Consider the following 22,889-nt stretch of genomic DNA (forward strand, 5'->3'; position numbering starts at 1 on the left):
ACAATAATATCCGGGGTAAGTTTTCCCCTGAGATATTGCTGGAATTAGCGGCATCGGGGACTATTTCAGGGAAAGCATTTTCCGAAGTTGTCTCAATTTCCGATAACTTTTTATCGGAATCTGTAACAAATTGCAGATGCTCTGTTGACAATAATATCTGAGGTTGCTGCGGGGAAGAAGCTAGACCCGACCCTGGGCCAAAAGTTATGGCAGTAGGGGACAACTGAGCGAATCCCGGTAACGGGAAGAGAAAGGCGGCAACGGGTAAAACGAGGGAACCATTAAAACTGAGATGGGAAAATTTAGATTGAAAGTGCATTTTAAATTAACCTCCTTCTTGACCGACGGTGGAGGCAGGATTTTCCTCCGCAGCGGGGGTTACAGCAAAGTTCACCCGTGCCATACCCCCGGGTTCGAGGCGCACGAGGCGGGATAGACTATTGCGTTCACTGACAAACTCGTTGGGTGCGAGGGTGTATCCAGGAACGCTAGAGAGGTCTAATGTCGCGGTGCGATATCCACCCAGGACATTAGAGACGGAGTACAACCCTTGTTCATCGGTGATGATGCGGTTGCCGTCATCGAGGAAAATCACCGCATTGGGGATACCGGGTTCATCGGGTTGTTGTTCGCCATCGCCGTTGAAGTCCTCGAACACTCGACCAATTAAGGTGCCGCAGTCGGAGAGAATTCCCGGTGCGATGCGCAGGGAGTGAATTGCTGGACCATCTTGAACCTGGATGCCGGTATCGACACGCTGACCATTGGCAAAGGCGGAGTTCCGACCATTGCCGCGCAAGGCATCGGGGGTGATGCGTGCGGCGTAAGCAATATTGAGGACTTCCGTGGGAGGAATGGTGACGTTAGATGCATCGAAGGTGATAGAACGGCCATCATGAGTAGAGGTGATGCCAATGCGCTGACCGGAGATTTCGGCGCGGACGGAATCCTCGCGGAATTGGAATCCGAGGGGGAGGAAGTCAGCGGCGATGATGCCGGTAACGGGAGTATTGGCAAGGTTACGGATGGCGAGACGGTAGATGACGGTATCGCCGGGTTCGGCAGCGATGCGATCGCCGGTTTTCTCGATTTGGATTTCCTGCGCTTCGCACAGACTGGTGGTTAAGTCGAAAGTGCCTAAACTTAATCCGACTTGTTGGCGATCGCGAATATCAATAGTTCCTTCAGCAACCGTGCTGTTGGTGACCACATTCAGCGGACGTCCATCGAGGGCAGTGGCGGTATAGGAAACGATGCCATTGTTGTTGGCACCGATATCAAGGCGGATGCGACGTTCCGCGTAGTTACTCCCCGATGGGGGAGAGACTAAGAAAATGTATTGCACTCCGGGGTCAAGTTGACCTCGGGTGACATCCAGGAGGAAATTGTAAGTACCTTCTTCCCCATTGGTCAGAAAGAAGGGGTTAGCATTTTCGAGGTTAGGGGAGAGTCCCCCTCGGATGTCTGTAGGAGTCAGAGGGACAACCCCTTGAATCCCTCCGGTGGGGTCTGCCTGGTTGGGTTGGTAGAGTCCAACTCTAAATCCGGTGTAGTCCGGTAAGAGTTCTCCGGCACATCCGGTAATCCGTCCGAGTCCTTCCCGGCGGGGAGTACCAGGCAGGGTGGGGGTGATAATGACCGTTTGTGGCGTGGGAGGTTGTTCGGGAGTTTCTACAGGGGTGGGAATATTGACCGTTACCCCACCGCCATCGGGGGGAACGGGTCCAACTTCTACCTCAACGATAATCTGGACACCGCCACCGGGTGGCACAATCACATCGGTTGGGGTGGTGACGGGTTGCGGTTGCGGTTGCGGTTGCGGTTGCGGTTGCGGAGTGGGAGGAGTTGGAGTGGGAGTGGGTAGGGGTTGGATATCTGGTGCCGGAGTAATCGTGGGTGGAGGTCCGGGTTCAGGTTGCGGTTGCGATTCCGTTGGCGGTTGCGGTTGCGGTAAAGGATCGATATTCGGTGCCGGAGTAATCACGATAGGTCCGGGTTCTTGAGGTTCCGGGAAGCAATCGCGAACGAGGAAGACATCGCTACCACTGCCAATCATGGAATAACTAACCCCACGGACAATGCCGTTGGTGGTTTCTTGTTGAACGGCGTTGGCATCTGGAATTTGGAAACGCAGGGCGCTATCGGTGGGGTTGCTGAGGGTGAAATCAAAATAGAGTACATCCCCTTGTTCGATGCCACTGCGAACGCCGTTGCGGATGTTGCGAATTTCTTCGATAAAGTCTTCGGCAAGGTCCCGGAGGAGGGTTTCGCGAGGGGGGACGGCAGCAACCATCGCCTGAAATGCGGCGCGGAAGGTCTCGTCAATGGGTGCATTATCGCCAGCAGAGACAAGGGTAGAGATGAGTTGTTGGGTGACGCTTTCTGCTTCGGCGGGGGTGAGTCCATCACTGACGAGGATGGATTTGGAGAGTTCAGCAGTTAGGGCGATCGCCGTTTCTTGTGCTTGTTGGCGTTGTAGTCGGGCGATCACAGATGCTTTGCGAGGAACTGCTTGGAAGACCGCCGTCCGAGTGGCGATCGCCACTCGGCGGAAACTCGAATCAACCGGCATCTGCGCCAAGGTAACCGTGACAGCAATCACCGCCCGAGTTGCTTCTTCTTGAGTAAATCCCAATTTGATTAACTCATCCGCTAATGCACCGGCAAAAGCACCAGAAACGCGATTATTTCCCCCATCCCGAATGCCACCGGGATTGATGGTGATGGGTCCTCCCCCCACGACCGCATCTGTAATGGGGTTGGAAATCGCTTCAATCTGATTAATGCCATCGCTGCTGTAACTGTAGGATGCTTCATTTTGCAGCAAGTACCCAGGAACCACACATTGGGGGTTATCCTGAGCAGAGGCTGGGGAAAATTTGCCCGTTTTAATAAACAGCGTTCCCACGGTTCCGGCGAGGAGGGTGGCAGTGAGTGGCCAGAACTTCGGAACAGTCCTCGATTTGGATGGGGAGTTGCTTACTCCAGAGTTTTGATGCTTCATTGCACCCTCACCTCAAACTGTCCCGTCACAACTGCATTCGGTGGCAGGGGATTGGTCAAGGTCCAACGGAGGTGGGTATAGGTCTCGGGGGGTGCCGGTTGGGTTTCCACCTGTCCATTCTCTAAGGTAACTTCCACCGTGGGACTCTCCACAAAAGTTTCGCCGTTATCGATGCTGTAGGTAATTTCGGCATCCGTATCGATGCGGGAGGAGTCAGGAATATAAACCACCGGATCCGGGATAGGTTGGGTGAGGATGAAGTTGGGGATATCCTCACCGGTTTGGTTTTCTGCGGCGATCGTATAGCGTAGGACCTCCCCGGGTTGCACCGATGCAGCACCAGGCAGTTCTACCCATTCAGTCTTGACATTCCCTTGCCCATCGTCAACGGTTCTGAGTTGATAGAGTTGCAGACGAATTTGCACCCGGTTACCTTGGGTGAGGAACAGTGGACAGGACCCGGGAACACAGGACCCGATGCCAGTAGCATTCTCCTGGTCAACGGGTGGAATCGATGCCATTGCCCAACCCGTCCATGACAGATTCCCGATCACGCCCAAAGTTATCATTAAAATTACGAACGGGTTTTCCTGCATTTCCTTCCCCCCTGATTACTGAATCGATGTGATGAACAAAGGTTTGATTCAACTGAAAGTCTGACTTAATTCACCCGACGGCGAAATGTAAAGGTTCCCGATTCTCCCGGGGCCAGGTCCTGAAGCACCCGGACGACATACCGGGTAACATCCGTTTCCACCGTCGTCCCGCTTTGTTCTCCCGTGGGCGTCGTTGCCGGTCTTCCCTGGAACAATTGAATTTCTCCCCCGGTTGAATCCACCGCAGACCCCACCACATGAGAGGTATCAATTCCCGTGGTCAGATTGGTATCTTCATCGAGGTTATCCGTATCTAACGCCCAATTATTTCCTTGGGGATTGGTCACCGGGTCATAAGTTGTCCCATCTTCGGTAATCACCAAATTCTGGGCGGTTAGGGTGACATTCCCCGGACCTCCAACGGTGGAAAAGTTATTGTAAGTCAAGCGATATTCGATGATATTGCCGGGGGACGGGGTTTTCACCTCGGTACTAAAGGTTTCCTGTCCGGGCAGCACATCCGGTCCCGTCCCTTTGAGGAGGCGAGATTCTTTGATGGTCTCGATAAACCCGGTATAAACCCGGTTAATCGTCGTCGCCCCTTGTTCCCCTGGATCAAACATCCCGTTGCCATCGGTATCGATAAAGGCGGCGATCGGCACTGAATATTCCGTATTCACTTGTGCACTGGGCAATTGAATCTGAACTTGATAGTCTGCCGGAGAGACTTCCCCAGGAATGATGATCGACGGATCCGAGGTGGTAAATCCGGTGACTGGATCGTAAATGTATGTAACCGTTCGACCCTCATAGGTGATGGGGACGGTAGTGCCTGGGGGTAAGGAGTTGCGATCGCTGGGGTTAACTGGGGCCAGTGTCAGCGCTTGACCCGTGGGATTCACCACCGTATTGCCAAAATTTCCCGGAGGAACCGGGGAGAAGGGTTCTCCCGGTGGAATATTAGGCGGAATCGGAACCACCGCATTATTCGTGAAACTGTCATTTTGATCCGTGGGTCCAACGGCCCCGGGTGTCCCCATCGGACCATTGATAATCGTCGTGGGAGCAAAGGGTAGGGTGAGGACATTTGCTTCCCCCCCCGGTCCGACGCCGGTATTATTATTGTTGGGGTCAACTCCATCGGTTGCTGGATTCGCCACTCCGGAGGAGACAACGGGATTCCCCTGGGCATCGAGGACAGGTAATGTCCCATCGTCATTAAAGTTACTGGGATTTTGGTCTCCGGATTCGTCATACACCAAGCGGTCCGGATTCCCAGCCGTGCCCCCAAATACTTGGGCAATATTGGCGATCGCTGTTGTCCCGGGCGCAATATTGCCCGTGACCACTTTAAACGCAAATCCACTCACTACCGTTCCCCGGGTGATGGTAGTTTCCGAGATAAATCCAATTCGCCGCACATTGGCCACCCCTCCGACTGCTGCAACATCCGTCCGCCAAGTTGCTTGCAACGGATTGGCACTGTTGGGGTCATCTGCCGTAAACACAATTTGCCATCCCTGGGGTGCGACGGCGGAATCTAGCACAAATTGAGTCCCCACTGGCATTGCATCGGAAATCAGAACCCGGTTGACCAGAGTCCCATCGACATTAATCGGAAACTGCTGATTCGGTGCTAAATCTCCCGGCACAAATCCCGTGACTCCTGGCGGTAGCTGCGATCGCACGTCTAACGCCAGTTGATAAGTAATCACATCATCAGACGGATCCGCCGGATTATTCACTTCAACCGGCGTCCCATGAGTTTTATACAGGGCCGCCAATGCCAAAGGGACTGCTTGCACGGTCACTCTTTGGGTCGCACTCGCCCCCCGGGTTCCATTCACCGGCGGTCCATCCACTTCCCCGGGCACCGATCCATTGGGGTTATCTACCGTATAAACATCCCCGACCCCCGGTTGTTGGGACACATTTTGCCCATCCCCTGGGGCATTCCCCAGTTGCACGGCAATTTCACTGCCCATTCCGGCATCAGAACTTACCGTTACCGGCACTCGTACCAGGAGACTACCACCGGGCGGGACTGATGGGGTGATCAGTTCCGTCCCCGTCACTTGAATCCAAGTTTGACCCCCATCGGTACTGATTTCCACATTACCCGTGAGGGTTCCGGGTCCGGTGATATTCGCCGAATTCGGGATGCGAAAGCTAGTGGGGTCATTTCCCACATTGGTGACTTGATATTGAAAGTAAAGCAGGTCCCCGACATCAATGCGATCGTCCCCATCGGCGTCCGTAATCCCCGTTGCTTGGACTGTAATTCCAGCAACTTCCGCCACGGTAATCCGCACCGTATTGGACTCAACTTGAATCGGTATCCCCGGATTTTGCGGGTCCTCAAAACTGCCCGTCGCCCGGTTTTCAATGGGGGTTCCCGCTGGAGTTAGTTGAGCAAAAACGGGGAATGGCACGGCTAAAAATAGCGGCCCAATTCCCATCCCGCCCAGCAACAATATCTTGATTAAATAGGGGTGCTTGGCCCGGTGCTTTCCAGCATATTGAGTGGATTCCACAATAAAGATGACCCTGGAGTAACTGGTAGATGCTGTTAGATGCCCCTGATGCTCATGCTGCCAACCTGAATCAAAATAATTCCCTAATGAGTGGAAGAAAGCGATGGCTAAATCTGGCCGAAAATAAACTCTAAACTAAAAAAATATAGGAGGTTCAACGACTTTAAACCCCCTCAATTTATCGGGTTTTATTAATTAAAGTTTAAACAGCCTATTAAGTGTTTTCCCTTCATTAATTTTGTATTCACCTTAGACTTACATTTAACCTAACCCGTCTCCGTGATGTCAAGTAGCTTTAATATTTCTTTACAAAAATTTTACAATTTTCATCCGGATGACTTAAGAAAATAATGAATACCTGACTCCCAAACTGCTAAGTTGTTCCCTAACCCGATAAAATAGCCCCAAGCAAAACCTGAAAGCGTAGTCAATCCAGCAAACCCGAGGAAAAAAGCCCCATGATAAACCCTATGGATAAACCGGAATATGGCATCGTCTGGGTCACTGCCCCCAGGCGCACCGAAGCCGAGGCGATCGCAGAAGCCCTAGTAGAATCAGGTCTAGCCGCCTGTGTGAGCCTGACCCCTATCCACTCTGTTTATACCTGGAGAGATAAACTTAATAAAGAAGAAGAATGGCAACTCACAATTAAAACTGATTTGCGTCAATTTGCCCGATTAGAATCAACGGTAAAGTCCTTACATTCTTATGAAGTTCCTGAAATAATTGCCGTCCCAATTATTGCAGGTCATACGCCTTACTTAAACTGGATTAGCGAGTCAGTTGTGGGAGATTGACCAGTCTTTCCCAATCGGAACCCCCGACATGAAGCCCATGCATCGGTCCCCCCAGAGGAACAGTCATCCTCGATCCAATTCCGACCCCAGAGAAAGAAAACCCAACAGCCCTAGGCAGTCGTTCTGAGTGCTGAAAACAGGGACTATAATACCCCAATAGGCTACAGCCACCTATCCTGGAATGGGGTATCAACAGGAGGACAGCCCTCCGAAGGCAACCCCTAGGGGAACGAAAAAATAACGCCCCCCTTCATACCCAACAGTTCACCCTCAATCCTGGTAAAACCCAACCCCTTATGAGCGATCGAGGAGATAAAACCAAGAACAACCCATATCAGGACCGCCTCCCCCGGGCGGTCCTGCACCTCACCCTGGGATTAAGCCTCCTGATCTGCCCCGGAATGGCCGTTGCAGCCCCCCTCCTTGACCCTCCCGAGACCCAATCTGACTTTCCCGAGAACACCACCCCAGACCGATTAAAAGAACAAGCCGATCGCGCCTTTAGCGCAGGAGAGCAACTCTTCCTAGAAGGCACCCCCGAAGCCCTCACCGCTGCGATCGCTAAACTCCAAGAAGCCCGCAGCCTTTATCAACAACTCGGCGATCAATCCTTAGAAGCCGAAACCCTGATCGGACTCGCCTTCGTCGCCACAGCCTCCCGCAACCCCCAAGGAGCCCTCGACTACCTCAAAGAAGCCCTCACCCTCAAACAAGCCGTAGAAGACCTTTCCGGGGTCGCTGACGTTTTGTTTAACCTAGGCCGTAGTTATGCGGAACTGGGGACCTTTACCCCCGCCCTGGACGCTTATAATCAGGCGGGAGACCTGTATCAAAAACTCGAACTCCCCAGTGCAGAAGCCTTTGCCCTCCTAGAACGGGGGGCCGTTTATGATGCCCTCGGGGAATATCAACAAGCCCTTGATTCTTATAACGAAGCCCTCCCTCTGTGGAAAGAAGCCGGGGATCTCTCCGCAGTGGCCGTCACCCTCAATAATATTGGTAAAATCTACGACGACTTAGGACAATATCGAGAAGCCCTCGACTACTATAATCAAGCCCTTCCCCTCTATCGAGAACTCGATGACCCTTTTGGAGTTGCCCTTACCCTCAACAACATCGGCAACGTTTACGAAGCATTAGGAGACAAACAAACAGCCCTCGATGCTTATAACGAAGCCCTTCCCCTGTGGCAAGCAGCAGACGATCGCCGAGGTGAAGCCACCACCCTCAACAACATGGGCTTCGTCTATGCCAAAGACGGCGAGTATCCCCAAGCCTTAGAAATCTATCGCCAGGGATTACCCTTGTGGGAAACCGCAGGCGATCGCCGGGGAGAAGCCAGTACCCTCAACAACATCGGCTTCGTCTATGCCTCCCTCGGTGACCACTCTAAAGCCCTGGAATACTACAATCAAGCCCTACCCCTGCGCCAATCCGTCGGCGATCGGCCCAAAGAAGCCCTCACCCGCTACCGCATGGCGATCGCCCTGCGGCATCAAGGGGAACTTGACAACGCCCTCACCGAAATCGAAACCGCCATTGCGATCGCCGAGGACCTTCGCACCAACGTCGCCAGCCAGGAGTCCCGCGCCTCCTTCTTCGCCAAAGTCCAGGACTACTACGAATTCTACATCGACCTGCTCATGGAACTGCACCAACAGCAGCCCACCGCAGGCTTTGACGCCAAAGCCCTCCAAGCCAGCGAACAGGGCCGCGCCCGCAGTCTCCTAGAAATCCTCAACGAAGCCAACGCCGACATCCGCCAAGGGGCTGACCCCCAACTCCTCGATCGCGAACGTAGCATCCAACAACAACTCAGTGCCCTAGAAGAACGGCGCATCCAACTTCTCTCCGGACCCCATACCCCCGAACAAGCCGACGCCCTCGCCGCCGAAATTGACGACATCCTCACCCAATACCGGCGAGTCCAAACCCTGCTGCGCGTCACCAGTCCCCGCTACGCCGCCCTCACCCAACCCCAACCCCTCACCCTTACCCAAATCCAGCAACAAGTCCTCGATGACGATACCATCCTCCTGGAATATTCCCTCGGCAAAGAACGGAGTTACCTGTGGGTTGTCACCAAAACCAGCCTCACCAGCTACACCCTACCCCCCCGAGAGGAAATCGAACAATCCGCCAAAGCGTTTAGAAACGCCCTCACTATTCCCAGTCTACGAATCCGGCGATCGATTTTTACCCAAACCTCTGCCGCCCTCAGCGAGAAAGTCCTCGGACCCGCCGCCGACTTCCTCACCGATGACAAGCGCCTGCTGATAGTCAGTGATGGGGCCTTGCAATACATCCCCTTCGCCGCCCTCGCCGTCCCCAATCCCCCAGACGACAGCGAGAGTTATCTACCCTTAATCGTCAAACATGAAGTCGTTAGCTTGCCTTCTGCCTCTACAATGGCCGTCTTGCGTCAAGAAATTGCCGGACGCACCCCTGCCCCCAAAACCCTAGCGGTCCTCGCCGATCCGGTGTTTACCCCCTACGACGATCGCCTCCAACCCACTGCATCCGATGAGTCTGTCACCCTCAAGATTAAATCTGACACCGGAACTCGCGCCTCGCAAGTCCAATTTAGCCGTCTTCCCTATACCAAACTTGAAGCGGAGGAAATTCTCGCCTTGGTTCCCGAATCCGAACGCAGAAAAGCTTTCGGGTTTGAAGCTAGTCGAGAAGCAGCTACCAATCCTGAATTGAGTCAATATCGGATTGTCCATTTTGCCACCCACGGATTGCTCAATAGTGTGAATCCGGAGTTATCGGGGTTAGTGTTTTCCTTGTTAAATCAAGAGGGGGAACCGTTAAATGGGTTTTTGCGCCTCCATGAAATTTTTAACCTGGACTTACCTGCGGAATTAATCGTGTTGAGTGCCTGTGAAACTGGGTTAGGTCAGGAAATCCGAGGGGAGGGCTTGGTGGGGCTCACCCGGGGGTTTATGTATGCCGGTGCACCTCGGGTTCTCGTTAGTCTGTGGAGTGTGGATGATGAAGCTACTGCAAGGCTGATGGTGAATTTTTACCAGAAAATGCTCCAACAAGGGTTAACTCCAGCGGCTGCCCTGCGATCGGCCCAAATCGAACTTTGGGAACAACAACGGTGGCAGGCTCCTTTTTACTGGGCGGCCTTTACCTTACAAGGCGAGTGGCAGTAAGGGTTTCGGGGGATTACCCTTGTTGTTAATCCTCCTATTTTTTAACCTAAAAATTGCCAGTTGTCAACAAGAGTTCATAAACTTTAATAAATTTTCCCAATATTGTTGCAAAACTTCATAATATCTGTTACATTTATTTACAGAAGCAACCAAGGGGTTCACCAAACCAACTAAAGGAGCCAATAACCATGAACACCACAAAGGGAGTCGTGATCAGCGAAAGCGATAAACTCAACAACTTTGCGATCGAGCCGAAAATGTACGTTGATGACACCCCGCGCACAGGTTTTACCCCCTACGCAGAACGACTCAACGGAAGATTAGCAATGATTGGTTTTGTTTCATTACTCGCCTTTGAAGTCTTAACCAAAAATGGAGTAATCTAATTTTTCCAAAATTTATAAAATAACGAGCTTTAGCTCGATATCTCAAAATCAACTTTCTCATAGACAAGCCTTTGCAACGCACGAGTCCTCTCAACTCGTGCGTTTTTGTTTGATAAGGGATGGGTAGTAACATTGGGCAGGTAAATGGACATACATACAGGTCATTTATTTGCGGGAATCAAGTAAGCGATCATTCCCACTTAGGCCATTAGATGAAATTCACCGCCGATTTAAGCAGCCATGCCAAACAAATTCCACATTCTGATTGCCTGAAACTCTTGCCCCGTCTGCCTAAATATATGCAATTATTTGTGCCCCATTGGTTATTCAAACCTAAAAGACAATTGGTTCAGGAATTTTCCCCAAGAACAGAGTACGGAATTAGACGAGGTTGGATGGGAAGCAAAAAGACTAGGGCATGGCTACGCTTACCACATTGTCACCGTAATATCGGGGCGGCCAATCTAAACAAAGGGAGTACAAATACGCTTTTCACGAATGAGTATTTTTACTTGCTGCCTAACTCATCTAACTTTATATTTTCTTCATAATCTGAGTCCGGGAAATACAAAAACTAATGGAAATCTTTACCACACCAACAGATTTTACGGAGGGGATTGAGACCGGAAAGACCGGAACGTAATAGGCAAGATAACCTCGCACAGTGCTGAAAAAAGTTTTGCCAGAAAAGATGGCTGAATCTGTGGCAAAAGTTATTCATGACCGGGGTTTTGAGCTAAACAACAAACCTGAAATAAGCATCCGACTTGAACCCACTTTTGAAGGGGGAAAACTCGGCTGCCAAATCACTATCAACATGGACTTTAAAAATGAGCGAACCCATTCGAGTTAGTGAATCCGAAGAAGTAGGCAACAAAAAAAGTATGTCTACTACCGCAACCCTTTACAAAAATGGGTTGTTATCCATTGAAACTTTCAGCCGATCACAACATCGGTCTGAAGGTCTCCGGGGCTATGTTCTCGTCATTTGCATGGACAGCGCTGGTCGAGCTATTTGGATCAGTAAAAGTTACAGATGTACGACTCGTTGTTCAAAGTTTGATTTTACCTGTGCCAGTGCTGGGACCGATGCTTGGCAAGAAAAATTACCCGATGAAGTGGGTAAATATACGACAGGTTTGGATATCGTCCAGTCAGACGAAGGTTTAGGGGATTTCCGCAATAAAGTGATTCAGGGCATTAAAACAACCAAGGAGATAGTTGATGAATTGAAGCCTATAATTCAGGCCGCTTTAAGCAATTGATTGAGCCAAATATCTAGCCATGAAAGTATTGCTCGGATGAGAGTTTATTACATTTTTGCTGGATTCGGGGAGTTGGCACTCCCCTTTTTTATTTCTATGTAATAGGACGCCAGCACCCCAACGGATCAGCCCCAGGCCCAGGTAGCAGGAATCACGCCACCCATGAGCGGAAGGGAAGGAGGAATTGTGGCAGTCACGCGCTCAACTACCGGCTTTGGTGGGTATCCAAAAATATAACCTGCAAAGAGTTTTGCTGAAAAATTGCTGATGATAACTCCGGACAAATTAAGGACAAGGCATCTGCCTTGTCCTGATGAAATTAGGTGGCGTTTTGCAAAGCGGGGGCGGAATTAGAATGAGGGGGAAAAGCCTCCAAATAAATGGTTCTAATATCCCTGGGCAAGGCTGATTCTAACCGTTGATACCCTTCTTCGAGTAATGCCTTTACCTCCCCTGGGGCGATCGTTTCTCCTTCCGCTTGTAGATAGGCCGATATGCGAGTTTCACTCCAATGAAAGGTCTGGGCCATTAAGACGGTAATCCGCAACAGGGGAGAGAGCAGATCTAAAGCTTGTTCTACATAACACCATAACGGAGGTGGGGAAGTTTGTAAGGAATAGTGGATAGATTCGACCGGGGGTAATTCCGCGTGTTCGATACACCAAGCGGTCATATTAATCAGCCAAGTTTGCAAGGTAAAGGGAGTGGAAGCGCCTTCCTCAAAGCGTAAATCGAGTCCCCGGAGTTCGTGATAAATATGCCGCCAAGTCATGGCAAAGAGATAGTCGCCTTGAACGGGGGATTTGGCTTGATGTTGAATGAGGGTATAGACGATGGAACTATAGCGCCCAAAAATGGCGGTGAAGTATTTGCCTTCATCGGGGTGGCGCTGAAATAGGGTCAGCAGTTCGCGATCGCTTCTTTGAAACAAAGACTGCACCAGGGGGTGCTGACATTCAGAAAAAACAGGCGGTTGCATGAGTTCAAACTTCCTTTGAAAACTGGTAAGTTGCATCACCCACAAGGGGTCTGAAGTCCCTAGACGACTCCAGATATCTCCGATGGATGTCTGTAATATATCCACAGTTGCAGGAAATTCCCATCCCTAACCTCAACAGAATTAGAACGAACGCCTAGAAACCGGGTTTTTAGGAAAATGGGTTGGTAAAGGAGGGAAATATCGATTCAGAAAGTCGGTTTCTGGGGTCGGGGCCCGAAGTCCAAGAGAATGCGGTGATGAGTTCTGTCTCGCTTTGTTACAATTAATTACAATCAGATTGACCTACAATGAAGGGGGTCACCTCCCCGACTAGGCAAGCGATCGCTCAATCTAAACCTTGGTTTACCCTATTGAAAAGTACATGGCTCTAACTGTTAGCGTTCCTCCGATATTAAGCTCGTTGCTGCCATCCCTGCCTCTGGATAGCCTCTTTTCTACCCAGGGGATTATGGTGATGCTACTCGCTGCTTATGGCGTGGCGATGTGGATGTTCCTCACCAGCGCCCCGAAAGTTTACACCATTATGGTTTCAGATTTGGAGACTGCCCGACAGCTTTATGAAGGGCTGCTGGAATTGCCTGCGGCGGAAGTCCCCTTACATTACTACTATAACTACGAGCAAACCCTGGGCGGCACGGGTATTGACCCCCTTTATATGTCCTCCCCAATGGGGTCAACGGCGACTCAAACCATTGCTGGACCCGATGGACTCTGGTATCAATTACAGAAAAATACTCAATTGCACGTTATTTCTGGGGCGAGTTTAGGCAGCAAGAACCGACAACGCCATGTTGGGTTTGACCATGACTGCCTCGAACAGTTGCTATTGCGGGTGCAGATGAGCGGAGTTAAGTACAAAATCCGGCGAGAAAAGCCTTTAAATTTCTTGGTTAAAGACCGCCAAGGACGAGTGATTGAGATGACTGAGGTCTCGAATTAAGGTTACAAATAATCCGGCGATCGCCCTTCGTCCTGTGCTGGGTTCGCCGGATTTTGGTGCAAGGGAGATTCATTCCGGCTGTTGGTGTAATCTTGTCGAACTCTCGATCGCCTGCTTCCCTTCACTCAGGAGATAGTCAAAAAAGGTCCGCGCCACCACGGACAGTTGTTTGCCACTGGGATAAATGGCATACCACTGTCGGGGAATAGGAAAACCCTCCACATCGAGAATCGTCAGTTGATTTTGCCAACCATCCAGGGTCAAAACATGACGAGACAGCACGGAAATTCCCAATCCTCCGGCGATCGCCTGTTTAATGGCTTCATTACTCCCCAAATCCAGGCGCACCTTCACCGCCACCCCCCGATCTTCAAACATTTTTTGCACCGCTTGTCGGGTTCCCGAACCCGGTTCGCGCATGATAAAGGGTTCCCCATTCAACCGTTCAATGGGGATATCTTTCTCGAATGCCAAGGGATGATTCATCGGTGCTAACACCACCAAAGGATTGTCCAAAAACTCATGACACAAGACATCCGGAGTCGCCGGAGGCTGGCTTAAGATATACAGATCATCAAGATTGTCATTGAGCCGTTCCTGCAATCCTTCATGGTTCGTCACCTTGAGAGAGACGTCAATTCCCGGATAGCGTTGACAAAAGGGCCCGAGTAAGCGGGGAATCACATATTTGGCCGTGGTGATCACGCTCAGTTTTAATTGTCCCTGCTTGAGACCTTGTAGATCGGCCACCGTCATTTCAAATTGGGAGAGGCGATCGAAAATGTCTCGACAAGCCCCTAACAACTCTTCCCCGGCTTCGGTCAAATACAGCCGTTTCCCGACTTGTTCAAACAATGGCATTCCCACGGACTTGGCCAACTGTTTCACTTGCATCGAAACCGAGGGTTGCGTTAAAAAGAGTTCTTCAGCAGCACGAGTAAAGCTCTTATGTCGAGCTACGGCTTCAAAGACTCTTAGCTGGTGTAGGGTTGACTGCTTCAATGGCCTTTCTCCTCAGAATAACCCTTCGATATAGACTTGAGTCTATTATATTCATAAATAATTACTCTTTCGGCTTATGGTTTTTCGGGTTAATATAAATTTACATACAAAAAAACTGTATTACTCCCTTCCTGTGGCGTTGCACGAGGAGTCGGTCCTCGGTTGGTTCTGACTGTTGCCATTATTTCGTATTTTTGACAGCCGGCGATCGCCTTTTTCGTGCAACGCTCTTTCTTCCTACTGCTTCGATCTGCCCAAATTCCCCCTGATTCCGCTGAGTTCACCCCCCCTTGATCGCCCCCCTTAAAAATTCAACCGCTGTGGTTCGCTGGGGTGACGAGATAGAACCCGAAGGGGGAATGCTCCAACCGACTGCGGAGTTCGGCGATCGCCACAACGCCAAATGTTCCACCGGGGGATCGGCATAGAAACTCTCGCCTCCCGGTCCCAATAGGGCGGAACTCCAGTGGGTAAAATAATCGTGACTGACTCGGTGAATGGGAAAGGGCGCATATAGAGGGACCCCCCACCCATCAATGGCAATGAAGGCTTTAATCGGACATTGAAGAGAATATAACCCCCAGGCGGCCCCGATGGCACCCACGACTCCCGCGCTAAATCCAATCCAGATTAGGGGTTCAGTGGATGGGGGTCTATTCAAGTCGATCGCCCCGCTTTGGTGCAAAAACTGCAAGATTTCTAGAGGAAAATAGGGGCGATCGCGATGGGGGAGAATGCAAATCTGGGGAGTTCCCCCCGACGAGACTCGGTTCGGCAGCAAAGTCGAGACAAAACTCTGGGTCAGGTTCGGCTCGTGAATTCCCGGACAAATAATTAGCACCAGACTACAGCCTTAATCAAACTATAAATTTTTCTTTGCGCTTTTTCTGCCATGATAGTCACATCAGTTCCAAGAAGAAAGAATTGAATCGGGTAGGAATCCGAAAAATCGGGGTGCAAATTCTTTCATCTCAGGCCGGGGTTGTCCTGGAAGCCAGGAGTGGGTCCCTATGGGTGAGGGATTGACTGGATGAGCAGGAATCTTTGTATCCGTCGCTACGCCAATTTTAGGGCATTCATACAGGATTAAGTCAGTAGGACCAGAAATGGGGCCTTTGTGGCTAATTTGTGGCTAATTGGTGAATGGTATGGGTGGACCAACTGGGTGGGCTTCATGGACCTGAACCGATGCTTGATGATTCCAATGATGGACAGCAGGGGGGATGGGGGGAATACAGCGATGGGTTCCGAAGCGGTCCCTAGGCAATGAGGAATGGTTTAAGGCTGAGAGAGGAAATTACCTGACACTGCGATCGGGGTGATTCAATCGGCAGATGTAGCACTCGATCAGGTGAAGGGGTCAAAGACGCGATCGCCGAGGGATTGCGCTACTCTAATGGATGTGATGGATGCTCGCAGGAGGGGTGGTATCAATGCACGGATATTTCGTACCTTGTATTCCCAAAGGACCTCAAAAAAGGATATAAACCTTGCCGTTACTCTGATGTAAACAATAGAACGATGCCGTTAATTTTGATTGTAGATGATGCACAATTTACCCGTCGGGTTATCTGTAAGTCCTTACAGAAACAGGGATATCTTACCAAAGAAGCCTCGAATGGGCGGGAGGCGATCGGGCTGTTAGATGAAGAAGTTCCGGATTGCATTTTATTAGATTTATTGATGCCGGAATTTGATGGATGGGATGTTTTAACCTTTTTAAAGGAAAACGACTACAATATTCCCGTGATTGTGATTACAGCGGATATTCAAGAAACTTCTCGTCAACATTGTTTTGACTTGGGAGCCAAGGCTGTAATTAATAAACCCCCTAAACCGGATGAATTGAATAATACCCTGAAAAAAATATTGGGTTTTACAGAGGAGAATGCTCGATGAATTTAACCGTTGACCAACTGGATACCTTGCAGGAATTGGTCAATATTGGTGTTGGCAGAGCAGCCAGTGTCCTCAATGAAATGATTGAGTGTCACATCCGCTTGCAGGTTCCATTTATCCGTGTATTTTCCCCCGGACAAATGAAGCAGGAACTGGAAAATCGCCTGGGAGTTTCCCTAGTTTCAGCGGTACGCCTAGGCTTTACTGGCTCATTTAGTGGTCTGGCTCAGCTTGTTTTTCCCACAGATAGCGCCTCTAAATTAGTAGCCTTGTTGACCAATGAGGAAGTCGGAACTCCTGACCTCGATGCTGTCAAAATCGGGACCCTGACAGAAGTGGGCAATATTGTGATCAATGGGGTGATGGGTTCGATGAGCAATTTGCTCAGACAGCATCTCAATTATTCCCTGCCCATGTATTTGGAAGATACCGTCGAACACTTGTTGAGTTCTAAGCAATTAGAGCCTAACACCACCGTCTTATTAGCTCAGGCTCGGTTTACCATTGAACAACTCCAAATTGCTGGAGACATTATCTTGATTTTTAAGGTAGGTTCCTTTGATGCCTTACTACAAGCCCTAGAGAGGATAGAAGAGGGTGAGGAAGAATGAATGAAATCCAACAGGTTGAGGAGAAATTTGGGATTCTTGACCGAGTTCCCGTCGGTGCTTGCGTCCTGCGGAAAGATTTTATTGTCCTGTTTTGGAATAGTTGCCTGGAGGATTGGACAAAAATTCCGAAACATGAAATTGTGGGGAAGAATTTGGGCGATCGCTTCCCTCATTTAACCCAACCCAAGTATCACCACCGTCTTCAACAAGTCTTTGAGGGGGGCCCTCCGACTATTTTTTCCTCCCAACTGCATAAACACCTGATTCCGGCCCCCCTTCCCGATGGGGAATTGCGGATCCAACATACCACGGTAACTGGGGTGAAATCCTTTGATGATCAGGGATTTTACGCCCTGTTAGCCATCGAAGATGTCACGGACCTCACTCGCCGCCTTCAGGATTATCGGTCCATGCGCGATCGCGCCCTGGAAGAAATTGAGGAACGCAAACAAGCCCAGGAAGCATTACATCAAAAAACCCTAGAACTGGAAGTCCGTCAGCGAGAATTAATCTTGCTCAGTGATATGAGCGATTTGCTCCAAGCTTGCCTGACGGTTAAAGAAGCCTACAGTGCGATCGCCCAATCCTGTAAACTACTCTTTCCCAACATTCCCGGTGCAGTTTTTATTATTAACTCCCTCAATAATTTGCTCGATGTCGTTGCCAGTTGGGGAATTACCTTTAGCAGTCAGAAAGTATTTGCCCCCAATGAATGTTGGGCATTGCGACGAGGACGGGTCCATTTTGTCGGGAATATGCAAAATGGATTAATTTGCCAGCACCTCCATCAAAATCTCTTACCTGCTGAATATTGCTGCGTCCCTATGATGGCTCAGGGAAAAGCCCTAGGGGTACTTTATTTATGCGCCCCAGATAAAGGACCCTTATCCAATACAACCCAACTGTTAGCCATCACAGTTGCCGAACATATTGCCCTAGCCTTAGCCAATTTAAAATTGCGCGAAACCCTCCATAACCAAAGCATCCGTGACCCCCTAACTGGCTTATACAATCGCCGCTATTTAGAAGAATCTCTGGAACGGGAAGTCTATCAAGCTGAACTCAAGGGATATCCCCTCTCCCTGATCATGATTGATGTCGATCATTTCAAAGAATTTAACGATACCTTCGGGCACGAAGCGGGGAATCAAGTCTTACGACAATTGGGAGAGTTTTTCCAAAAAAATATCCGCCCCACGGATATCCCCTGTCGCTATGGAGGGGAAGAATTTACCCTCATTTTACCGGAAGCGCCTTTAAGCGTCACTCAAGAGCGCGCCCAACAAATCCGAAACAAGATAAAATTATTAAAAGTCGAATATGCAGGCCAATCCCTCGGCTGCATCACCCTCTCTTTAGGGGTTGCCAGCTTTCCCGAGCATGGTAAAACCGGGTTAGCTGTCCTCCGGTGTGCCGATGTCGCCCTCTATCAAGCCAAAGCAGCCGGTCGCGATCGCGTCGTCATCGCCTCTTAATCCCGTAAAAAGCAGTCTCTAACTGTTCAACGTCACGACTGAAGTCGTTCTTAACTGTTTGTAGTAACGACTGAAGTCGTTATCCGGCTGTTGTCGAAGTAACAACTTCAGTCCCTTCTAAATCCTCAGTAACACCGGGCCTCTGCTGGATATGCCGGTCTGTTCAGCTAACTCTCACATTCCCCCATTTCATACAACCTCAGACAATCCGACCCCCGATTACAGTAGAGGATTTTGAGCCGGTATCCCCACTGCACGGGGAAATTCAGGAGGAGTCGGCGCAACCTTTCGCAAATAAACACAAGTGCGAACACTATCGGTAAGCGGGGTTGTAAATTTCTCCACAAAATCCACCATTCCCCCCAGTTGCTCAACCCCAACGGAGACCACTTGTGCCTCTTCATCCGTCCAATGACCGCGATACAGAATCGCCAACCCGCCCACTTTCAGCAAGGGAAGGGCATATTCTGCACAAACCATCGTCGGCCCGATCGCCCGTGCAAAGGCGAAATCATACTGTTCCCGATGTTGAACCGCACGACCCATGTCTTCCACCCGGCCCACAATTGCCTTGGCATTTTCCATCCCCAACTGGTCAATCAAACTCTGGAGAAAGGTAATTTTTTTGCGAGTGGAGTCCAGGAGAGTCACCTGCCACTCGGGACAAGCGATCGCCACCGGCAACCCGGGAAAACCCGCCCCAGTGCCAATATCGATCGCCCGAACTGACCCATTCCCCCCTTCCGAAGAAACCATCCCAGTCTTTGGGGAAGAGACTTCCTCGGAAGTAGAACCCGACGGTGGAGATAATAAAGGCGTAATTGCGCGCAGAGAATCCCACAGATGCTTTTCCCAAAACTCATCCGGTGCCGTAATTCGAGTTAAATTTAGGGATTGATTCCCTTGGAGAATGCCTTCATAAAGGCTTTGAAATTCCAGCAGATGACCCTCATCGGGCTGCCAATTCATGGTTTTTTCCCATAATTTGACATTGGATGGCAGGATGGGTTTGTCAGGTTCACTCATGGTTAGTCGTTCAAATACAAGCAAGTTTGGGTCTTTCTGAGGTTTGGGTGGGGGGGAAATCCAGATTTTAACGACTGAAGTCGTTACTACAAACGGGGAGAGGGGGAGTCCATTGGGTTTTGATCACAAGTCGGGGGTGGGACTAGGATTGCGGCAGGGGAGAAGAAAAGCCAGACTCTGGCAAGCGATCAAGAACTGACTACGGAGAGTTGAGTGCTGATGGCGAGTTTATTGGGTTCAACACTTTGGAGTTCGCCGTGATTGAGCGTCCAACAACAATCGGCGATCGCCAGCAGGTCCCCCGCATCATGGGTTACCACCAATAAACTCCAGTGCTTCTTCAACTTCGCCAACAGCATGACTAAATTGCGTCGCATTGACCAATCTAAACCCGCCGTCGGTTCATCCAGTAGCAGTAAATGAGGCTGCCGAATTAATTGTACTGCCAATGCGAGTCGGCGCTGCTGTCCTCCACTGAGGGATTGGGGCGCTGTCTGCAACGATAACCCATCCAGACCCACTTCTTTGAGGGCCTCATGGACCCGTTCCGACCCTAGTTCGGGATGCCCTAAGCGCAACTCTTCCAACAGGGTCCCACAACAAAAATGCCGTTCGGGGAACTGAAACACCAAGCCCCCCAATTGTTGCAAATGGGCTGGGGTCAACAGTTGATCCCGCCAGAAAATCTCCCCTTGGGTTTTTTCCGCCAACCCTCCCAAAATTTCTAACAAGGTCGATTTACCAGAACCGCTTGGCCCAATAATCAAGCCTAACTGTTGTGGGGCAAATTCTAGGTCAATGGACTTGAGAATCGGCGTGGGAGTCGCGGTGGGATGGTAAGTTAGGTTTTTCAGATAAAGCATTGAAACCCTTGTCAACAATAGGGGGATTAAACGAAAGTGCACAGACTCAACAGCGTGGTACTGCTCAGATGTCTCTTCTATTTTGACAAACTTAACCCGATTAAACTACTCCGGGATGGTTTGGAACTTGCCCCTAATGCGGGCGTCACTAGCAGATTAGACTTGAACCCATCACTTTTTAGCCCGGACTTCTCCTGTAACGGGATTAGGATTCTAAAATGGAAATAATCGGCCTGGGTCGATCGCGACTCAAGGGGGATTCAGGATTTTTTGGCATCATCGAGGCACAACAGACGAGGTAGAGTATGAACTATCGGTTTTCTATGGCGGGTCGGTTGCTCGCTGCGATCGCAGGGACTGCGGCGATTACCTTGACTTTCAGTGTCAGTCCGACTTGGGCTTTAGACCCCTTCCGCACCGAAAATCGTCATGAAATCGGCGCTCACACTGAAGACGCATTTAGGACCCTCTTTGAACAGGGAAATTATCAAGCAGCACTCACCAAACTCCAACAAGCTGAACAAACCGAACCCAATGAACCTTTAGTCTATGCGATGCAGGCGGCTTTGGCCTATTTAGATGAAGACTGGGATCGCTTAAATAATTATGCAACGCGCACTCGTACCACGGCTGAATCTTTGGTAACGGAGAATCCCTTACGCGGCAATCTTTATATTGCTGTGGGTCATTTTTTAGAGGGCGCTCATCTTCTGAGTACCGAAGGGACGTTGGGTGGTGTTCCCAAAGCAATGGGTAAACTGCGAGAAGTTTTTCAGCATTTTGATGCGGCAAAACAAATTGAGGCGAATGACCCGGAGTTGAATCTGATGAAAGGATTCATGGATTTAATGTTGGCAGCGAATCTGCCTTTTGCCAATGCCGAAGAGGCGATCGCCCGCTTGGAAAATTATGCAGCCCCTTCTTATTTAGCCTATCGGGGAATTGCCTTAGGTTATCGCGATTTAAATCAGCTTGATCAAGCTTTATCATCGGTGAATAAGGCGTTAGAGATTACCCCCAACAATCCTGAACTGTTTTATCTCAAAGGGCAGATTCTGGTTAACAAAGGCAACGATCTGAAGGATATGGAATTGCTGCAACAAGCTGAATCTCATTTTCAGACGGCCCTCGCTCAAGCGAATGAGCAATTCCCGGAACGCTTAAGACGGCAACTACAACGAGAACGCGATCGCAATGTTCGCAAAATGCAAGAGTTAGCCGATGCTTCCTGATAACCTCTAACACCTTTCCCCGGAAATAATAAACCGACGCCTCGATATGTTAATCTATAGGCGTCGGTTTTTTTTGACCTTTAATCTCCCCTTGATGTAGAGACACAGAAATATGCAAGTAGAGTTTCGGGAGTTTAACCCCTTTGATGTCTGGATCTGGTTAGAGTTTAGCACCAGTCCGGGCAAGAGTGAAAAACAGTATGTTGAAGAAGTCTTCGATTCTTGGTTTTTTCTCGGCAAACTGGGGGGATTTAATGCAGAAAATCTCCAAGTTCAGGACACGGGATTAGAGATTAGCTATATGCAGTATGATTCGGTGACTGCTGAAAAAAGTTTGATGGCGCTGATGCATAATATGGGAGACTTTGAATATAATGGAACCTGGGCGCGTTGTTGGTTTGACCTCGGGACCAGTGATGCGATCGCCCTCGATATTCTCATCAATGCCCTCGATCGCCTCAGTCAAGAATTTGTAGTCATCGAACGACTCATCATCGGCGGTGAAAATTCAGATTGGCCCGTCGCTGATAGTGAAAGCCGTTCTCGATTTGCTGAAGATAATTAGGCTGTTTATTATCAATTTTCCCAGTTTATTTTTCTGGGAAAATTTATTCTTATATCTTGAAAAATGAGTAAAAAACAAAAAATTCGCGTCATTACATTAGGGCTAATTCAAGACAAAAATCGCTTGTTTGTTTCTGAAGGCTATGATTCCGTAAAAAAACAATCATTTTATCGTCCTTTAGGCGGTGGTCTTGACTTTGGAGAAACCAGCCTAGATGCTTTAAAGCGGGAATTCCAAGAAGAAGTCAAAGGGGAATTGACCAATATTCAGTACCTAGGGTGCGTAGAAAATATTTTTATCTATAACGGCAAACCGGGCCACGAAATTATCCAACTCTATCGCTGTGATTTTAGCGATCGCAAATTTTATGAACTCGACTCTATCCCCTTCTTTGAAGGAAAACGCGAAGGAATAGCCATCTGGGCCGACATAGACCGATTAATCTCCGGTGAGTTAGTTCTCGTCCCTGCCAAATTGTTAGACTTTATTCAAAAATGAGACTTAATACAAATACTAACTCACCCTAAAAATCA

General features: G+C 49.7%; 20 protein-coding genes. 11 read left to right on the forward strand and 9 right to left on the reverse strand.

The genetic code is table 11. The annotated features are described in order from the left end of the window. The 4 genes from NG795_RS07875 to NG795_RS07890 all read right to left on the reverse strand — a co-directional run. Positions 1–319: hypothetical protein (locus NG795_RS07875; protein ID WP_367288101.1), on the reverse strand; the 319-nt coding region annotated here is incomplete at its 3' end. Positions 320–325: 6 nt separating this feature from the next. Beyond that, the gene (locus tag NG795_RS07880) at positions 326–3,004 is read right to left on the reverse strand and encodes a DUF11 domain-containing protein (RefSeq protein WP_367288102.1); all 2,679 of its coding nucleotides are present in this window, start codon (positions 3,002–3,004) and stop codon (positions 326–328) included. Further along, positions 3,001–3,525, reverse strand: a complete 525-nt coding sequence (locus NG795_RS07885; RefSeq protein WP_367288103.1) for a hypothetical protein — start codon at positions 3,523–3,525, stop codon at positions 3,001–3,003. Before NG795_RS07885 ends, NG795_RS07880 begins: the two co-directional genes overlap by 4 nt. A gap of 140 nt (positions 3,526–3,665) precedes the next feature. Further along, positions 3,666–6,134, reverse strand: a complete 2,469-nt coding sequence (locus NG795_RS07890) for a DUF7925 domain-containing protein (protein ID WP_367288104.1) — start codon at positions 6,132–6,134, stop codon at positions 3,666–3,668. Between the two features lie 458 nt (positions 6,135–6,592). Here NG795_RS07890 and cutA point away from each other — a divergent pair, with 458 nt between their 5' ends. The 4 genes from cutA (at position 6,593) to NG795_RS07910 (ending at position 11,743) form a co-directional block, all read left to right on the forward strand. Then, the gene (cutA, locus tag NG795_RS07895; RefSeq protein ID WP_367288105.1) at positions 6,593–6,931 is read left to right on the forward strand and encodes a divalent-cation tolerance protein CutA; all 339 of its coding nucleotides are present in this window, start codon (positions 6,593–6,595) and stop codon (positions 6,929–6,931) included. A gap of 296 nt (positions 6,932–7,227) precedes the next feature. Beyond that, positions 7,228–10,092, forward strand: a complete 2,865-nt coding sequence (locus NG795_RS07900) for a CHAT domain-containing tetratricopeptide repeat protein (protein ID WP_367288106.1) — start codon at positions 7,228–7,230, stop codon at positions 10,090–10,092. 188 nt (positions 10,093–10,280) lie between these two features. Further along, positions 10,281–10,478, forward strand: a complete 198-nt coding sequence (locus NG795_RS07905; protein ID WP_261207504.1) for a CAB/ELIP/HLIP family chlorophyll-binding protein — start codon at positions 10,281–10,283, stop codon at positions 10,476–10,478. A gap of 830 nt (positions 10,479–11,308) precedes the next feature. Beyond that, positions 11,309–11,743 (forward strand): hypothetical protein, encoded by a 435-nt coding sequence (locus tag NG795_RS07910; protein ID WP_367288107.1) that lies wholly within the window; start codon positions 11,309–11,311, stop codon positions 11,741–11,743. A gap of 319 nt (positions 11,744–12,062) precedes the next feature. Here the strand turns inward: NG795_RS07910 and NG795_RS07915 are convergent, their stop codons facing one another. After that, positions 12,063–12,722 carry an RNA polymerase sigma factor gene (locus NG795_RS07915; protein WP_367288108.1) on the reverse strand — a complete coding sequence of 220 codons (660 nt, stop codon included), beginning with the start codon at positions 12,720–12,722 and terminating at the stop codon, positions 12,063–12,065. A gap of 382 nt (positions 12,723–13,104) precedes the next feature. Between NG795_RS07915 and NG795_RS07920 the strand changes: the two genes are divergently transcribed. Beyond that, positions 13,105–13,683, forward strand: coding sequence for a glyoxalase-like domain protein (locus tag NG795_RS07920; protein WP_367288109.1), 579 nt, complete (start codon positions 13,105–13,107; stop codon positions 13,681–13,683). Between the two features lie 69 nt (positions 13,684–13,752). Here the strand turns inward: NG795_RS07920 and NG795_RS07925 are convergent, their stop codons facing one another. Then, positions 13,753–14,685 carry a LysR family transcriptional regulator gene (locus tag NG795_RS07925; RefSeq protein ID WP_367288110.1) on the reverse strand — a complete coding sequence of 311 codons (933 nt, stop codon included), beginning with the start codon at positions 14,683–14,685 and terminating at the stop codon, positions 13,753–13,755. A 280-nt stretch (positions 14,686–14,965) separates the two neighbouring features. Beyond that, on the reverse strand, positions 14,966–15,526 hold the full coding sequence (locus NG795_RS07930) for a hypothetical protein (protein WP_367288111.1): 561 nt from the start codon (positions 15,524–15,526) through the stop codon (positions 14,966–14,968). A 680-nt stretch (positions 15,527–16,206) separates the two neighbouring features. Between NG795_RS07930 and NG795_RS07935 the strand changes: the two genes are divergently transcribed. From NG795_RS07935 to NG795_RS07945, 3 genes are read left to right on the forward strand one after another with little or no spacing between them, the layout of a single operon-like run. After that, positions 16,207–16,584, forward strand: a complete 378-nt coding sequence (locus NG795_RS07935) for a response regulator transcription factor (protein ID WP_367288112.1) — start codon at positions 16,207–16,209, stop codon at positions 16,582–16,584. Continuing rightward, on the forward strand, positions 16,581–17,195 hold the full coding sequence (locus NG795_RS07940; RefSeq protein WP_367288113.1) for a chemotaxis protein CheC: 615 nt from the start codon (positions 16,581–16,583) through the stop codon (positions 17,193–17,195). The genes NG795_RS07935 and NG795_RS07940 overlap by 4 nt, the downstream gene beginning before the upstream one ends. Beyond that, entirely contained in the window at positions 17,192–18,670 is a 1,479-nt protein-coding gene (locus tag NG795_RS07945; RefSeq protein WP_367288114.1) for a diguanylate cyclase, read from the forward strand. The genes NG795_RS07940 and NG795_RS07945 overlap by 4 nt, the downstream gene beginning before the upstream one ends. Positions 18,671–18,889: 219 nt before the next feature. Here NG795_RS07945 and rsmG read toward each other — a convergent pair whose 3' ends face one another. Together rsmG and NG795_RS07955 are read right to left on the reverse strand one after the other, a co-directional pair. After that, a complete protein-coding gene (gene rsmG / locus NG795_RS07950) occupies positions 18,890–19,696 on the reverse strand; it encodes a 16S rRNA (guanine(527)-N(7))-methyltransferase RsmG (protein ID WP_367288115.1) in 807 nt (268 codons plus the stop codon). Positions 19,697–19,884: 188 nt separating this feature from the next. Continuing rightward, entirely contained in the window at positions 19,885–20,559 is a 675-nt protein-coding gene (locus NG795_RS07955) for an ABC transporter ATP-binding protein (protein WP_367288116.1), read from the reverse strand. A 305-nt stretch (positions 20,560–20,864) separates the two neighbouring features. Here NG795_RS07955 and NG795_RS07960 point away from each other — a divergent pair, with 305 nt between their 5' ends. The 3 genes from NG795_RS07960 to NG795_RS07970 all read left to right on the forward strand — a co-directional run bounded on the left by NG795_RS07960 (position 20,865) and on the right by NG795_RS07970 (position 22,854). Continuing rightward, the gene (locus tag NG795_RS07960; protein WP_367288117.1) at positions 20,865–21,791 is read left to right on the forward strand and encodes a Sll0314/Alr1548 family TPR repeat-containing protein; all 927 of its coding nucleotides are present in this window, start codon (positions 20,865–20,867) and stop codon (positions 21,789–21,791) included. A 112-nt stretch (positions 21,792–21,903) separates the two neighbouring features. Then, positions 21,904–22,356 (forward strand): DUF3531 family protein, encoded by a 453-nt coding sequence (locus NG795_RS07965; RefSeq protein ID WP_367288118.1) that lies wholly within the window; start codon positions 21,904–21,906, stop codon positions 22,354–22,356. 63 nt (positions 22,357–22,419) lie between these two features. Beyond that, complete coding sequence (locus tag NG795_RS07970; RefSeq protein ID WP_367288119.1) at positions 22,420–22,854, forward strand: NUDIX hydrolase; 435 nt, start codon at positions 22,420–22,422, stop codon at positions 22,852–22,854. Positions 22,855–22,889 lie beyond the last annotated feature (35 nt).

The organism is Laspinema palackyanum D2c, assembly GCF_025370875.1.
GTDB lineage: Bacteria > Cyanobacteriota > Cyanobacteriia > Cyanobacteriales > Laspinemataceae > Laspinema > Laspinema palackyanum.